Here is a 15174-nt window from a genome sequence, read left to right on the forward strand (position 1 = left end):
GTAAGGAGAACATTATGGATGAGAGACAGGTAGAACAAATTCTACAGAATCCAAAATTTAAGGAAATGGTTAGCCGTAAAAGTAAGTTGAGCTGGACTTTGACGATCATCATGTTGGTGGTCTATGTCGGCTTCATGCTACTTGTGGGCTATAACAAAGAGTTCTTGATGCAATCCGTGAGTGGTGGTGTAACCACGATTGGTATGCCATTAGGTTTGAGCATTATTGTATTGTCATTCCTGCTCTGTGGTGTGTATTCGTACATTGCAAATAATAAATTAGATGCATTAAACGAAGAAGCAATGCGTGAAGTAGAAGCAATTACTCAAGAAAAAGGACTTCACTAAGATGAAATGGAATTCATTGAAAGCAACAGCACTGGCGGCTCCCGCTCTGCTCATGTCAAGCATGGCAATGGCAGGACCAGATTTAGGTGAAGCACAGCAGCAAGCGACCAACTGGCACGCAATTATCATGTTTGCCATCTTTGTAGGTTTTACGCTGCTAATTACTAAATGGGCTGCAAAACAAACCACGAACACTGCAGATTTCTATACTGCTGGTGGTGGTATTTCAGGTTTCCAAAATGGTCTAGCGATTGCCGGTGACTATATGTCAGCAGCATCGTTCCTCGGTATTTCCGCAATGGTATTCAGTTCAGGCTTTGATGGCTTGCTGTATTCATTGGGCTTTATGGTGGGTTGGCCAATTGTATTGTTCTTAGTAGCAGAGCGTCTGCGTAACTTAGGTAAATTCAACTTATCTGACGTTGTATCGTTCCGTTTGGCTGAAAAACCAGTACGTACATTGGCAGCAATGAGCTCGCTGGTGGTTGTAGCGTTCTACCTGATTGCACAGATGGTAGGTGCAGGCCAGTTAATCAAATTGTTATTCGGTCTAAACTACAACATTGCGGTTGTGATTGTTGGCTTGCTGATGATGGCGTATGTAATCTTCGGCGGTATGTTGGCAACGACTTGGGTACAGATCATTAAAGCAGTGATGCTACTTTCTGGCGCAACGTTCATGGCATTCATGGTCATGAAGGGCGTGGGCTTCAGCTTCTCTGAAATGTTCACTCAATCGATCCAAGTTTTCTCTAAAGTTCACGAAGTGACTTTGGCAGAAGCGGGCAATATTATGGGGCCTGGTAAATTGGCTGCGAACCCAATTGATGCGATCTCTCTAGGTCTGGCATTAATGTTCGGTACAGCAGGTTTACCACACATCTTAATGCGTTTCTTCACGGTTAAAGATGCCAAAGAAGCGCGTAAATCAGTGGTTGTAGCAACAGGTTTCATTGGTTACTTCTACCTACTGACTTTCATCATTGGTTTTGGTGCGATCCTTTACGTTTCAAACAACCCACAATTCCTTGATGTTGCAAAAATGGCGGTAACTGGCAAGCTAGAGCTTGTTGGTGGTAACAACATGGCTGCGGTGCATTTATCTGATGCATTAGGCGGTGATTTGTTCATGGGCTTCATTTCAGCGGTGGCATTCGCAACGATTCTTGCAGTTGTTGCAGGTCTAACATTGTCTGGTGCTTCAGCTATTTCACATGACTTGTATGCAAACGTATTCAAGAAAGGTCAAACAACGCCAGAATCTGAACTTCGTATGTCTAAAATCGCGACTTTAGGTCTTGCGATCTTCGCGATGATTTTAGGTATCTTGTTCGAGAAACAAAACGTTGCATTCATGGTTGGCTTGGCGTTCTCTGTAGCAGCATGTGCAAACTTCCCAGTACTTGTATTGTCTATGTTCTGGAGAGGCTTGACCACTCGCGGCGCAGTGATTGGCGGTTTAGTAGGTCTGCTTACAGCAGTGACCCTAATTATCTTATCTAAAGCAGTTTGGGTAGATACATTCGCAATCTCTGAAACACCAATTAACCCATTCAATGGTCCTGCTATCTTTGCAATGCCATTGGCATTCATCTGCTGCTGGTTGTTCTCTGTGACTGATAATTCAGCACAAGCACAAGCTGAGCGTAAAGCATTCGATGCACAGTATGTACGTTCACAAACTGGTATTGGTATCTCTGGTGCTTCAGATCACTAATCTTAATCGCCTAAAAAGCCCCTAATAAGGGGCTTTTTTTATATTTAGTGAATGATATGACGCAGAGGTTTGTAGACAAATCTCTGTCCTATTTGCGTGTATAATTTTCTCCATTGATCGACATTTTCCAATGGCCTTGATCATCTTGATAAGGCGAGCGCTGAATGGTGAATTGTTGAGAGAAATTATCCTGACCGATGCTAAAGCTCTGATCACCAAAACTGCTCAAATGGGCTTTTATTCGCGACTGTTCAGCACCACTGAAGGTTTGGTTGGCAATACTTTTTTCAGTATGTTCTTGATGGTAATACGTCACTTCGCCCGACGATTTGATCACTAATTCACTGTGGTTGTTTTGCCAAGTCCCCACATAATTTTCATGGCCTTTGAGGAGCGGACTGTTTTGTGTACAGGCAGAGAGCATGAGCAGACAGAGGGGAGCAAATACGAGATGTTTTTTCATAATGAAATCTACCACGCAGGAGATTTCTTTAAATGTGCGCCTGAATGCTGAAACTTACAATAGGCTTTTTGAGGCTCATAGGTGATAAAAAAACTGAGGCTGAACAGTATGCATATGTGATGTTTTTCAGGACACGCTCAACAAATCTTTGCAGTAGAAGAAACTTACTTCATGCTAATTTAAAATCAATCAGTTGATGATGCTTCAGATTGATCATTTCAGCGCATGATAAAAAAATATAGAGATTGAACATAATGCAAGGATTCGTGGATTTTTGGAAAAGCTTTAGACTTTTACCCTCAGCATGGCTGTTACTGGTGCAGTTTCTGATCTTGGTTTTAACCGCGATTACCCGAGAAAGTCTGTCTTTTCGTGCGCTAATTTGGGTACTTGGGGTGTCGGTACTATTGATCATTGCCAAAGTGATTCGCCAAACTCCGATGTTTACGATTCTTGGGCTGAGTTTTGTTGGCTGTGCAGTATTGTTTTCTACTTTGATTATGCTGGGTGTAAATCATCCGAATATTCAAATTATTGCGCATGGTTTTGAAGCCTGTGCGTATTTTAGTGCCGCTTATGGCGTATTGCGTTATATGTTTGCAGATCGCTATTTAACCAAAGATGAACTCTTTGCAGCAGGAGCAGTTTTTACCCTCATCGCATGGGGTTTTGCCTTTCTCTATAGTATTTGTCAGCTGATTTATCCGGATAGTTTTGTGAATCCTGCAGCGCCGGGCATGCAGTCGTGGTTAGATTTATTATTTTTAAGTTTTAGTTTGCAGTCCGCAACGGGCTTGTCGGATCTCATGCCCGTGAGTGCGCCAGCACGGGTCTTGGCCATGCTTCAAATGTTCTGCGGGGTGATGTATTTGGCTCTCATCGTTTCACGCTTAATCGCCTTGCAATATATTGCCCATTTACCCGAACGTCATGAACCTAAAGACAAATAATGGCAGTAAAAAAGGACGCACATGCGTCCTTTTTGTCTTCAGGATCTAATATAAATTAGAAACGGAATTTAGCATTTACGCCAACAGTTTGGGTATCAAGCGCAACAACTTCTTTAGCATTAGCATTTACATAGCTAGCACCAACTGCAACAGCAGGAGTGATGAAGTAGTTTACATTCGCGCCCCAAGCTGAGTCTGGAGTACCTTCAAAGCTAGATTCAGCGTAAGAAGCACCAACGCTTAATTTAGGAGTTACGAAAAGATCAGTTTTGAATTGGTAAGCAGTGTCATCACCGTAGATGATGCCTGATTCGAAACCAATTGCCATGTTAGTGTCGTCGATTGCGCCAACATATTTAGCACGTGCAGTGATTGCGTCTTGGTCTTGACCAATAGTCGCAGCTTCTGCAGCAGCTTTAGCAACACCGTTACCCATAACGTTGAACGCGTCAACAGCAGCTTGGTCAGCAACGCTAGTGTAACCAACAGCAACTAAGAAGTTTTGAGTTGGAAGCGCACCAACTTCTAATGCATAACGGTCGCCATTGCCTTCTAATTCTTTAGATACTTGGTTTTTAGAATCTAAAATAGTGTGGCTGTAAGACGCGCTTGCATATACAGGAACAATTTTAGTTGGAACATAAGCTTCAGCTTTAGCACCAAAGTTATGAGCAATTACGTCAACACCTTGTGAACCAACTTCGCCGTAGTTGTAAGCAACAGCTACGTTAGAAGCTTGGTTTAAGAATGCAGCTTCTGCTAAAGGACCTTTTGTAGAGTCAACATTTTTGAAGTAGTAAGTACCTTGAACACCACCAATGAAATCTTTGTCATTTGCAGTTGTGTCGATGTATTCTGCTTGGCCTTGAACTTCAAATTGGTAAGCTTGAGCACCGGTCATGGCTAATAATAAAGCAGTGGCTAAACCGAGTTTTTTCATGATTTTCTACCAGTTGTTACAAATGGATTAAACATTGAGCATTGTATTGTAACAATATATTAAGTCAATGATCCTAAAGGTTATTATTCAGTCTCTGACTCAGATCTTTATTTCATAATAAGAAATTCAGTTTTTACTCTAACTAATAAGTCACTGAAAAAAAATCATTGAGAACAATTAAGTAAGTTTGATTAAATTCTTAATTAAAAAAATACACTTGAAAAAATACACAACTTTTCAATCTGAAATAACAATTATTATTGTTATTTTTATTTAAAATAACATTTAATACGAAGGGCAAATTCTAACGCTTTTCACGCATTTGAGGTAATAAATCGGGACTTTGGCTGCTGAATTGTTGGGCTAAAACCACTTATTTGTATATTAAATAGACATTTTTGTTTTAAGTTTGAGGGATATGTCACTTAAATATGTGTCTTTGTGATATTTTTAATATCCTTGTGAAATACTTGGCTTTACATCAGGTTTTATTTGATTCATAATTTGCCAATCGAGTCGTCACACAGTTTAAAAGTGTGACTTTGACCCTGATTCTCCATCATTTGTTTTTTATTCGCCCAGCTTTCCCCAAGGTTGGGCTTTTTTTTTCTAAAAATGGAACTTTACCGCAAAGATTATAGATAAAACGGAGATGGAATAAAAATAAATGCACTTTTATGGTGCATCAATAATTTTATTTATCTTTCAATTAAAGTGATATAGACAAAAAAAATCCTGATTTTCATGGAAAATCAGGATTTTTTAGCCAAAATTTTCGGGAAACTAAAATATTCTGCTGAGGAAGAAATTTAGTGTGCCCTAATACGGTGCATTCTGCACCAATTTATTGCAATTGTAAATATTTATTTAAGCAAGTTCATAAAAAAATTTATTCCTTTCAAATATGTTGCTGTTTTTTAGCAAATTATCTCGTTTTAAAATGATAAAAATGTGACAGATTCAACACATTTGTATAGAATTTAGCTGTATAAATGTTCATTTTATAAATTAATAAATTATTGATCATTAATTTAAATATTCCCGCGTTTAGTTGATAAGTGGGTTGGGGTATGCAACAAGTGTGGGGCATAAAATAGATGGAAACATTACGAACAGAGCATATTAGTAAGCGCTTGCAACTTGCGATGCTAGTAATCGTCTTGTCTATCGTATTTATTAGTGTTCCACTGATTGTGAGCAGTTATCAAAACTACCTCAAAAATGCTCAAGCGCTGAAAGAAATTCAGATGCTAAAAATGGTGGCAGATTTAACCAACCAAATTTCTCGTGAACGTGCGCCAGCTAACAGTGCAATGTCGAGTCAAGGTGAACAGCGCGAGCAAAAAATTATTGAGTTGGCTGAATATCGTCAAGGCGTTGATCGGCAATATCAAGATACACTGAAAGTTTTAAAAGAAACGGGCTTTGCACCGATCGCCCAGCAGTTAGAGTCCAATTTATATCCATATTTGTTGCAGGGTCGCAAAACGGTCGATCAATATATTGCGCTGCCGACACAACAGCGTGAAGCTAAAAAATTGGATCATGCCATTTTGGCGATGTTCCAAGCTTGGGATCAAAGCTATATTGCCATGCAGAAATTGGTCAATCATTCACATGGTAAAGATACCCGTGTATCGAATTATTACACGCTGATTTTATTACTGGCTGAATTACGTGATCAGGCGGGACGAGTTGCATCAAACATTATGGCTGCAGTGTCATTTCAACAGGAAATTCCAGAGCAAAATCTAGCACGGACTTTACAGACCCAGCGTCAAGCACGCTATTTATGGGAATTGATCAATGTCGTGCAGTCCGAACATGACAAAACACCCGAGTTTAAACAGTTACATCATGCGGTACGAACGGAATTTTTAGATAAAGGTTTGCCAATTATTGATGGTTTGGCTCAAAAAAGTCTTCAACATCAGCGTTATCACATGGATGGCACCCAGCTCACTGATGCAATGGTCAATAAATTTGTTACAGTGGTGGAATTGCAAAGTTATATTTTAGATTACAGTCTCAAAGTAGCTGCGGATGAACAACGTGAAGCGCGAAATAAATTGATTTTCACGCTTTTTGTCTCGCTCGTGTCATTACTGACTGCATTATTAACGATGTTCTATGCCAAGAAATGGGTGTTTGAACCTTTAATTCGTGCTCGTAATCAGTTATTTAAACTGGCTCGGCACCGACAAATGGATCAAGGCGTGATTGAGCCTGCCAAAGTAGGTTATCTCAGTTTATTTGATGCCATTCAGCATATTGAAAACATGTTGGAACAACGTGATGCCTTTGAATTTCAGCTGAAACATATTGCCAATACTGACTCACTCACCAATGTCGCCAATCGTTTTGCCTTAGATGAATATATTAAATTTCGCGACAGCCAAAATTCAGGCTTTTTACATACAGCACTGATCGTGATTGATATTGATCACTTTAAACAGGTGAATGATCGCTATGGGCATATTGTCGGCGATTTGGTGATTCAACATGTTGCCAATCAATTACGACAACATATTCGTTCATCCGACTTGGTGGTGCGATATGGTGGAGATGAGTTTTTAGTCCTGATCGAGGGGATTGATATGCTCAAAGCCCAGCACATTGCCGAAACCATACGGCATGATATTCAGCATGTGAATTTCAATTTGGCAGAAGACGAAGCAGATCTCATCGTGACGGTGAGTATTGGTGTTGCAGTGGGTGCCAAAAGCTGGATCGATTTATTAGAGCGCGCAGACCAAGCATTATTTAAAGCCAAAGCTGCGGGGCGTGACCGTGTTTCAGCCTAAACGCAGCTTGATATTCATAAATATCTTGGCAGATTCATAAAGTTAGCTAGAAAAATCAATTAATCTTCATCTTTATATAATTTATTGCAGGTTTGTTGGTTCATTTGACTACCATCTTCATTCCAACACTGGGCTTGGGTAATTTTGCCTAAATCGTACTGAAGCACCGCTTCAGGTTGCCCATTGTCATACCAAATTTTATAACTGTTATGACGAACGCCATTACGATAATAACCTTGGCGTTCTAGTTTGCCGTTTTCAAACCACATTTTCAGCTCGCCAATCAATTTATTGTTTTGAAAATTGGCATAGGTCCACGGTTTACCATCGCTATACCAGCGTTGGCGCAGGCCATTTTCGAGACCATTTTTATAATTTTGAGAAAAAGCCAGTTGCCCATTTGGATGCCAAATTTTGTAATCCCCCTGAGATTCACCATTGATGATGCTACTTTCTTGCTCTTTTATCCCATTGGCAAACCAAAACTCAAGTTTGCCCTCGTACTCCCCATTTTTATAAGCAATGCGGCTACGGGGTTTGCCGTTGGGGAAGAAACTTTCAAATACGCCTGAGCCTTGAATACCATCTGGAAAGTGAATTAAATGTTCACATTCACCGTTTTTAATTTTGCTATTACTCAGAAAGATGGTGGTTAGGGCATTGCCATTGGCATAGACATATTGATTTTCATAGATCCCTTTGTGTGAAGTCGGGGTGCTGAGGGCTTTACACTGCGGCTTATCTTTCCATGGGCTAAGATCGGGGTCTTCTTGTGAGACAAACAGCACCATGTATTCGTTTAGATAGCCATCGGCAAAGCTATATATTGGACATAATAAGAGACTGAAACTTAAGATAAATTTATTCATTGTTAGTATGCTTTTATATTTTAAAAAGTTAAAAATTATTCGTTGTTGAGTCCACGATAGGCGTCATCATAAGGATGTTTTGTTTAAAAATAAATAGTCGATATGCTAAGTTTGGAACAGATACAAGACTGTTGAAAAGTACACAATTCAGGTTTGAACTTCATCTTATACTGTGGACTTTAAACGCCATAAAAATAGTGCAATGAAAAAAATATATCTATCGTTGATGACTGTCCTGAGTTTGACAGCATGTACAGCAAATGAAGGCATGTTGGATTCATCTCAACACTTAAAACAAACGGCTCAAGCCAATTTAGCAAATTCACGGGTGAGTGAAATTCCGTCTTTATTTAATCAAGCACAGACACAGGCGGTATTTGTCACATTTGATGGTCAGCGCATGAGCCATTATGGCAATGACTTACAGCGCGCCCAGACAGCATACATTCCTGCATCTACCTTTAAAATGTTAAATGCTTTAATTGGTTTGCAGCATCAGAAGGCGACAACCACTGAAGTTTTTAAATGGAAAGGTGAAAAACGTGCTTTCCCGTCATGGGAAAAAGACCTGACTTTGGGTGAAGCGATGCAAGCGTCTGCGGTGCCTGTTTATCAGGAACTGGCAAGGCGAATAGGTTTGGCGTTAATGCAACAAGAAGTCAAACGGGTCGGTTTTGGCAATGCCAATATTGGCAAACAGGTGGATAATTTTTGGTTGGTTGGGCCGTTAAAGATTACGCCCGAGCAAGAAGTCCAATTTGCTTATCAACTTGCGACACAAACCTTGCCTTTTGATGTTGCTATACAGAAGCAAGTCAAAGACATGCTTTATATTGAAAGCCGTGGAGATGCGAAGTTATATGCCAAGAGTGGTTGGGGTATGGATGTAGAGCCGCAAGTTGGGTGGTATACCGGTTGGGTAGATGATGGTCATGGCAAGATCACGGCGTTTAGTTTGAATTTGCAGATGGCTGCAGGGGATGATGTGGCGGAGCGTAAGCAGTTGACGTTGGATGTGTTGGATAAGTTGGGTGTGTTTCATTATTTACGTTAATTTTTTGAATTTTGAATTTTGAATTTTGAATTTTGAATTTTGAATTTTGAATTTTGAGTTGGCACGTCCTCGCTTTGCATTGGGTTTGAGTTTCCATTGCGTAGGATTTATCTTACTTTTGAAAGCACAAAAGTAAGCAAAATGCTTTTGTTTGGTTGAAGGTAAGTCCGAACAGTTCCAGTTGAATGTATAAAATAATGGTGCGAATTTTGTGGATGGATTTAGTTCAGGTTATTTTCAAAAAAATATGCTTTCTAAACGTCCTCGCTTTGCATTAGGTTTTAGCTTCCATTGCGTAGGATTTATCTTACTTTTGAAAGCACAAAAGTAAGCAAAATGCTTTTGTTTGACTGAGGGCACATCCGTGCTGCCCCAGTCAAACAGGCGACATCCATGTCGCCGTCATGTGGTTGAGTTTTTTTAATTAAAAAGCATATCTCTTAGAAATAACTTTAAAATTTACTACTGTCCGTTTTTTCATTTAAAAAACTCTTAATTTTTATAAATTTTTTTTTAATTTCTAAGGAAATATTAAAGGGGTTGTTATATATAGATTTTTGACATTGTAATTGGCTGCCTTGCTTATGGATTGATATCTTTTTTTGATCATCAACAGTTATACAGAAATTCGCAGCATAAGTTTTATCCATATCTAAAACTACAGAGTATGGCCCAGATTTTCTGATATTTTTTAAGGAAAATGAGAGGCAATTTTCTTCGTATATAGGAGGATGTACGAGATTTTTAATAATAGTCTCTGAAACAGATCCAGCATTAGAACCAGGAATACCTAGAGATATAAGTGTTATATGATCATCACGTAATTTAGAACTAGGGTTGTTTGTATAAATACACAAGGAATTTTGCTTTTTAATTAAATAAAGTGGTTCATGTAATTGATCAGCAAAAATATTTGTTGAAAAAAGTAAAATTAGTAAGCTTAAAATTTTCATGTTTTATCTACCAATTGAGATTACGGTAAATGCTTTTTATCGTACGGATTTAATAGGAAGTTTCGAAAAATTTTTTTACATATCCTAGTGATTTTTATTAATAAATACCTCTCCCAAACCCTCTCCTTTGAGGAGAGGGAATCCCATTCTTTTTTAAAGATGAGGAGCATTGCTCTGCAAGGGGAGATTGTTACTTCAACATCGGCTTTAAGAACTTCGCTGTATGCGACACTTTATTCTTCGCCACTTGCTCTGGCGCACCTTCGGCAATAATCATACCGCCGCCCGCACCACCTTCAGGGCCTAAGTCCACAATCCAATCCGCAGTTTTAATCACATCCAAGTTATGCTCAATCACCACGATGGTATTGCCCTTGTTGCGAAGCTCATGCAGGATGTCGAGTAATTTGGCAATATCATGGAAGTGCAGACCTGTCGTTGGTTCATCAAGCACGTACAAGGTTTTACCTGTATCACGTTTTGCCAACTCACGAGCCAATTTCACACGCTGCGCTTCACCACCTGAAAGTGTGGTTGCAGACTGACCCAAACGGATATAGCCCAAGCCTACTTGGTTCAAGGTTTCCAAACGACGGTGGATCACAGGAATAGCGTCGAAGAAATGCATTGCATCTTCAACCGTCATTTCTAAGACATCAGAAATGTTACGACCTTTATAGCCAACTTCTAAAGTTTCACGGTTATAGCGCTTGCCGTGGCAGGCATCACAAGGCACATACATATCAGGTAAGAAATGCATTGCGACTTTAATCATGCCGTCACCTTCGCAGGCTTCACAGCGACCACCTTTCACGTTAAATGAGAAACGACCTGCCGCATAACCACGTGCTTTGGCTTCAGGAGTTTGCGCAAACAGTTCACGAATTGGGGTGAACAAACCGGTGTAAGTTGCTGGGTTTGAACGTGGTGTACGACCAATTGGGCTTTGGTCAATATCGACGACTTTATCGAGGAACTGTAAGCCATCAATCGAGTCAAATTTTTCCGCAGTCAGTGTGGTTGCACCGTTCAATTGAGTTGCTGCAAGTGGCAATAATGTCCGGTTAATCAGGGTCGATTTACCTGAACCCGACACACCCGTTACACAGGTCATTACCCCTAAAGGAATGGTCAGGTCGACATTTTTTAGGTTATGACCTGCAGCGCCCATTAACTTGATTTGTTCTTCAGGTTTTGGCGGTTGTGTTCGTGTTTTCGGCACATCAATACTGAGTTTTCCTGATAGATATTGACCGGTTAATGAATCTGGATTTGCCAAAATTTCGTCATACGTCCCTTCGGCAATCACATGACCGCCATGCACACCTGCACCTGGGCCGATATCAATAATATGGTCAGCCGCTCGAATTGCATCTTCATCATGCTCAACGACGAGCACGGTATTACCAAGGTCACGTAGGCGAACTAAGGTTTCAAGCAAGCGGTCATTATCACGCTGATGTAGACCAATAGACGGTTCATCGAGGACATACATCACGCCCATGAGGCCCGCACCAATTTGTGAAGCCAGACGGATACGCTGTGCTTCACCACCCGACAGTGTTTCTGCCGAACGCGATAAACTTAAATAATTCAAACCCACAGAGACGAGGAAGTGCAAACGTTCACGGATTTCTTTGAAAATCTTGTCGGCAATTTCGCCTTTGGCACCGCTTAAGTTGAGGTCTTGATAATAGCTTTCAGCATCGCCGATCGACATTTTGGTGATTTGCGCGATGGTTTTATCTTTAACTCGGACATGGCGTGAAATTTCATTGAGACGTGAGCCACCGCAAGCATCACATGCAGCATTGGATAAATACTGTGCTAAATCTTCACGCACATAGTTCGACTCCGTTTCACGATAGCGACGCTCTAGGTGAGGTAGAATCCCTTCAAAGGCTTGCACACGTTTGTGCGAACGACCACGTTCATCAATATAGCTGAGGTCAACTTTTTCCTTGCCTGTACCATAAAGGAATTTCTTTTTGGTCTCGGCATCGAGTTCATTCCACGGTGTGTCTAGAGAATAACCAAAATGATCGGCAACTTTTTGGATCATGCTGTAGTAATACGGACGTTGACGGTCCCAACCACGGATTGCCCCTTGGCTAATCGAAACTTCATTATTGGGAATCAATTTGTCAGCACTAAAATGGCTGCGTGTGCCTAAACCATCACAAACAGGGCATGCACCGAATGGATTGTTGAAGGAAAATAGCCGTGGTTCCAGTTCACCAACGGCACGTTCACATTCAGGGCAAGAGTGTTTCGCAGAAAATACGCGATCTTCTTGTTCGCCTTTCATCCACGACAAAATGGCAATATCGCCACCCATACGTAGTGCAGTTTCAAAGCTTTCTGCAATACGGTTACCGAGGTCATCACGAACTTTAAAACGGTCAACAACGACTTCGATGGTGTGCTTTTTCTTTTTGTCGAGTTCAGGCGGAGTATCAATATCAATGACTTCACCGTCGACACGCGCACGGACAAAACCTTGACCTTGTAATTGTTCAAATAAGTTGGTGTATTCACCCTTACGGTCACGGACCACAGGGGCAAGCAACATAAGCGCCGTGCCTTCTTCTAGACCTTTGACGGTATCGACCATTTCAGACACAGTCTGAGCCACCATCGGGAGGTCATGTTCAGGACAATACGGCGTGCCGACACGGGCATAGAGTAGACGTAAATAGTCGTAAATTTCGGTGATTGTTCCCACTGTTGAGCGTGGGTTGTGGCTGGTTGATTTTTGTTCGATGGCAATCGCAGGACTCAAGCCTTCAATCGAGTCAACTTCGGGCTTTTCCATTTGCGAAAGGAATTGGCGTGCATAGGCAGATAAGGACTCAACATAGCGACGTTGACCTTCAGCATACAAGGTATCAAAAGCCAAAGAGGACTTCCCTGAACCAGAAAGACCCGTAATGACCACAAACTTGTCGCGTGGAATATCGAGTGACACATTTTTTAAGTTATGGGTACGTGCGCCTCGAATACGGATATGGCTTTGGCTCATGCAAGGGGTCCTAAAATATTCATCGAAAAACCTATATATGATAGCGCATGAAAAATGTTCAAGTGTAATTTAAACCTAGATTTATGCGTGACTTTGTGAGAAAAATGGCCGAATCAAAATATAGCTGTCTGTGCCGATGCCCTAAAACATCCGCAAATCAGCAATCTAGGACTTTTAACATGAAATGGCAACTTCATCTCAATCTAACATTAGGTGTGATGGGTTTATTGATGTGTAGTGTGTTTTTGAGTGCATGTACCCCGAACCACACACCGAAAGCGCAAAATTATGACAGCTTAGAACAAGCAACTTTGGCGCTGAATACCGAAAGTGAAAAAATTGATCTGTATATTGCAAAATTAGGTCAAGCCAAAACAGAAGCTGAAAAAAAGCATCTGGCTTGCGAAAAAATTCCTCAACAGTTTGATTTGGTTTTGGCAATTGTTGAAAACAATCAACATTTGATGAGTGCTGAAGATTTAAAAGTTCAAGCGCAGTTTAAGCACATGGCTGAGCAACAAAAAGCGCGCTTTACATCTAGCCTATGGTGTAAAGGTGCATAAAGATCACGGCACTATGACTGTTTTAAGTTCATCGTTTAAATCTCCTGTGCTATGCGCATAAAAATGCATTAGAAAATCTCAGGACTATCGCAGAAAAGGCGTAAAATGCAGTTTTATCGAAACCATAGAATGCCATGTTGTCCTTATTTCTCAAAAGCTTAATGGGTGCCTTTGTTGTGGTATTAATTGCTTTGCTGTCTAAAAGTAAGGTGTTTTATATTGCAGGTTTGGTTCCATTGTTTCCGACTTTTGCGTTGATTGCTCATGTAATTGTGGCAAATGATCAGGGTGCAGCCGCATTACAAAAAACTGCGCTGTTTGGACTCTGGTCTCTCATCCCATATTTCATTTATTTATTGATGGTGTACCTGCTCGCAACACGTTTGAGCTTAACGGCATGTTTGAGTGTAGCAACTTTGAGTTGGGTGCTTGCTGCGGCTGTTTTGATTTATGCATGGCAGAGTTTTCAGTAAGCATCAAAAGCCTATATCGATGCTGTTTCAGATTAACTTTTTATCGGTTCTAGATCATTTATAAAACAATAGATTTGTATTAAATTATGATGAATTTCCAATCACTAAATGTGTGATTTAAAATGTAAGTATTTGAATAATTAATTATAATTCTGCCAGAACAGAAAATAATCATGATAAGAGCAAATAATGTTAAAACAATTTTGGGTGATCATCTGCCTCATGTTTTCAAGTCAAATCCTGTGGGCTGAAGACAGTCAAATCCTCGCGTTTGAACAGTTTATTGACCCGGTAGCCGAGCAGCGTTATAGCGTGAGCGTGCCTGCGGTCGGGCAAAATGAACAGCTATGGTCTGTGGTCTATATGGTGCTACAAACCAACCAAGTCCCTGACAATACTGTTCTGGACTTTAAAGTCGTTCCGCAAGGTTTATTGTTGAAAAATAATCCTGCACAAAAAATACAAGAGTATGCTTTTGATGGTGTACAGTTGGCACAGAAAAAAGACTATGTACTGTCCCAATTCTCAGATTTGAGTGAACAACTGGAAGATCAAACTGGCAAGAAAGTGCTGGATGCATCACTCTTTGATACCAGTCGTGCCCATGTATATGCCCGCGTAGAAGATTGGGTGCCTGACTATAATGCACAAGCTACTCAACTGAATATTGAACTGGGAAAACTCAATGAAATGCAAGTCAAAGGGCTTTATTTCATTTTAGGCAAAGGTGAAAAGCCCAAAGATTTATTGGCTATTGCTCAACTAGATCCGATGGTCAAATCACAATTTCATTCAGAAGAGATGCAGGAACGCAAAGCAGCACGCAGTGAGTTGCGTGAAGCACGTTTTGCGATTTTTTTGGTGATTATCGCGATGGGGATTTTTCTCGGATGGTATCGTTTTAAACGCTAATGCCTGAAATGATCGTGCATGGTCATTCTAAAAACCGAATCTAACCATATTAAAAAAGGATCTAAAAGCAATTTTAGATCCTTAATTTTTTATACAGTTTAAATCAA

At 40.5% G+C, this 15174-nt stretch carries 13 protein-coding genes; 8 read left to right on the top strand and 5 right to left on the bottom strand.

The window, feature by feature from the left end; genetic code table 11:
• The first annotated feature begins 14 nt into the window (after positions 1–14).
• Both MST16_RS00895 and MST16_RS00900 read left to right on the top strand, forming a co-directional pair.
• Positions 15–347, top strand: coding sequence for a DUF485 domain-containing protein (locus MST16_RS00895; RefSeq protein WP_078190540.1), 333 nt, complete (start codon positions 15–17; stop codon positions 345–347).
• A gap of 1 nt (position 348) precedes the next feature.
• Positions 349–2064, top strand: coding sequence for a cation acetate symporter (locus MST16_RS00900; protein WP_180010635.1), 1716 nt, complete (start codon positions 349–351; stop codon positions 2062–2064).
• Positions 2065–2152: 88 nt separating this feature from the next.
• Here the strand turns inward: MST16_RS00900 and MST16_RS00905 are convergent, their stop codons facing one another.
• Positions 2153–2527, bottom strand: coding sequence for a hypothetical protein (locus tag MST16_RS00905; protein ID WP_180008801.1), 375 nt, complete (start codon positions 2525–2527; stop codon positions 2153–2155).
• Between the two features lie 254 nt (positions 2528–2781).
• On the opposite strand from MST16_RS00905, the gene MST16_RS00910 reads away from it, so the two are divergent.
• On the top strand, positions 2782–3477 hold the full coding sequence (locus tag MST16_RS00910) for an ion channel (protein ID WP_180010633.1): 696 nt from the start codon (positions 2782–2784) through the stop codon (positions 3475–3477).
• Between the two features lie 55 nt (positions 3478–3532).
• On the opposite strand, the gene omp33-36 is transcribed toward MST16_RS00910, so the two are convergent.
• Positions 3533–4417, bottom strand: a complete 885-nt coding sequence (gene omp33-36 / locus MST16_RS00915; RefSeq protein ID WP_180010631.1) for a porin Omp33-36 — start codon at positions 4415–4417, stop codon at positions 3533–3535.
• 1097 nt (positions 4418–5514) lie between these two features.
• On the opposite strand from omp33-36, the gene MST16_RS00920 reads away from it, so the two are divergent.
• Positions 5515–7221: a diguanylate cyclase gene (locus MST16_RS00920; protein WP_180010629.1), complete on the top strand. Its 1707-nt coding sequence runs from the start codon at positions 5515–5517 to the stop codon at positions 7219–7221.
• Between the two features lie 59 nt (positions 7222–7280).
• On the opposite strand, the gene MST16_RS00925 is transcribed toward MST16_RS00920, so the two are convergent.
• Entirely contained in the window at positions 7281–8090 is an 810-nt protein-coding gene (locus tag MST16_RS00925; protein WP_180010627.1) for a toxin-antitoxin system YwqK family antitoxin, read from the bottom strand.
• Between the two features lie 202 nt (positions 8091–8292).
• Here MST16_RS00925 and blaOXA point away from each other — a divergent pair, with 202 nt between their 5' ends.
• The gene (blaOXA, locus tag MST16_RS00930) at positions 8293–9144 is read left to right on the top strand and encodes a class D beta-lactamase (RefSeq protein ID WP_373683930.1); all 852 of its coding nucleotides are present in this window, start codon (positions 8293–8295) and stop codon (positions 9142–9144) included.
• 452 nt (positions 9145–9596) lie between these two features.
• Here the strand turns inward: blaOXA and MST16_RS00935 are convergent, their stop codons facing one another.
• Both MST16_RS00935 and uvrA read right to left on the bottom strand, forming a co-directional pair.
• Positions 9597–10097, bottom strand: coding sequence for an NF045616 family extracytoplasmic (lipo)protein (locus tag MST16_RS00935; protein WP_180010625.1), 501 nt, complete (start codon positions 10095–10097; stop codon positions 9597–9599).
• Between the two features lie 190 nt (positions 10098–10287).
• The gene (gene uvrA / locus MST16_RS00940) at positions 10288–13119 is read right to left on the bottom strand and encodes an excinuclease ABC subunit UvrA (RefSeq protein ID WP_180010623.1); all 2832 of its coding nucleotides are present in this window, start codon (positions 13117–13119) and stop codon (positions 10288–10290) included.
• 179 nt (positions 13120–13298) lie between these two features.
• Between uvrA and MST16_RS00945 the strand changes: the two genes are divergently transcribed.
• From MST16_RS00945 to MST16_RS00955, 3 genes are all read left to right on the top strand, one after another.
• On the top strand, positions 13299–13682 hold the full coding sequence (locus MST16_RS00945) for a hypothetical protein (RefSeq protein ID WP_180010621.1): 384 nt from the start codon (positions 13299–13301) through the stop codon (positions 13680–13682).
• A gap of 134 nt (positions 13683–13816) precedes the next feature.
• Positions 13817–14155, top strand: a complete 339-nt coding sequence (locus MST16_RS00950; RefSeq protein WP_180002743.1) for a GlpM family protein — start codon at positions 13817–13819, stop codon at positions 14153–14155.
• Between the two features lie 189 nt (positions 14156–14344).
• On the top strand, positions 14345–15067 hold the full coding sequence (locus tag MST16_RS00955) for a hypothetical protein (RefSeq protein ID WP_180010619.1): 723 nt from the start codon (positions 14345–14347) through the stop codon (positions 15065–15067).
• Positions 15068–15174: the final 107 nt, after the last annotated feature.

This window comes from Acinetobacter sp. YH16040_T, from assembly GCF_024605785.1.
Classification (GTDB): Bacteria; Pseudomonadota; Gammaproteobacteria; order Pseudomonadales; family Moraxellaceae; genus Acinetobacter; species Acinetobacter amyesii.

Bases quoted from the DNA above. Each gene is read 5' to 3' on its own strand.
- MST16_RS00895 (WP_078190540.1), top strand. From the start codon at position 15: ATGGATGAGAGACAGGTAGAACAAATTCTACAGAATCCAAAATTTAAG.
- MST16_RS00900 (WP_180010635.1), top strand. From the start codon at position 349: ATGAAATGGAATTCATTGAAAGCAACAGCACTGGCGGCTCCCGCTCTG.
- MST16_RS00905 (WP_180008801.1), bottom strand. From the start codon at position 2,527: ATGAAAAAACATCTCGTATTTGCTCCCCTCTGTCTGCTCATGCTCTCT.
- MST16_RS00910 (WP_180010633.1), top strand. From the start codon at position 2,782: ATGCAAGGATTCGTGGATTTTTGGAAAAGCTTTAGACTTTTACCCTCA.
- omp33-36 (WP_180010631.1), bottom strand. From the start codon at position 4,417: ATGAAAAAACTCGGTTTAGCCACTGCTTTATTATTAGCCATGACCGGT.
- MST16_RS00920 (WP_180010629.1), top strand. From the start codon at position 5,515: ATGGAAACATTACGAACAGAGCATATTAGTAAGCGCTTGCAACTTGCG.
- MST16_RS00925 (WP_180010627.1), bottom strand. From the start codon at position 8,090: ATGAATAAATTTATCTTAAGTTTCAGTCTCTTATTATGTCCAATATAT.
- blaOXA (WP_373683930.1), top strand. From the start codon at position 8,293: ATGAAAAAAATATATCTATCGTTGATGACTGTCCTGAGTTTGACAGCA.
- MST16_RS00935 (WP_180010625.1), bottom strand. From the start codon at position 10,097: ATGAAAATTTTAAGCTTACTAATTTTACTTTTTTCAACAAATATTTTT.
- uvrA (WP_180010623.1), bottom strand. From the start codon at position 13,119: ATGAGCCAAAGCCATATCCGTATTCGAGGCGCACGTACCCATAACTTA.
- MST16_RS00945 (WP_180010621.1), top strand. From the start codon at position 13,299: ATGAAATGGCAACTTCATCTCAATCTAACATTAGGTGTGATGGGTTTA.
- MST16_RS00950 (WP_180002743.1), top strand. From the start codon at position 13,817: ATGTTGTCCTTATTTCTCAAAAGCTTAATGGGTGCCTTTGTTGTGGTA.
- MST16_RS00955 (WP_180010619.1), top strand. From the start codon at position 14,345: ATGTTAAAACAATTTTGGGTGATCATCTGCCTCATGTTTTCAAGTCAA.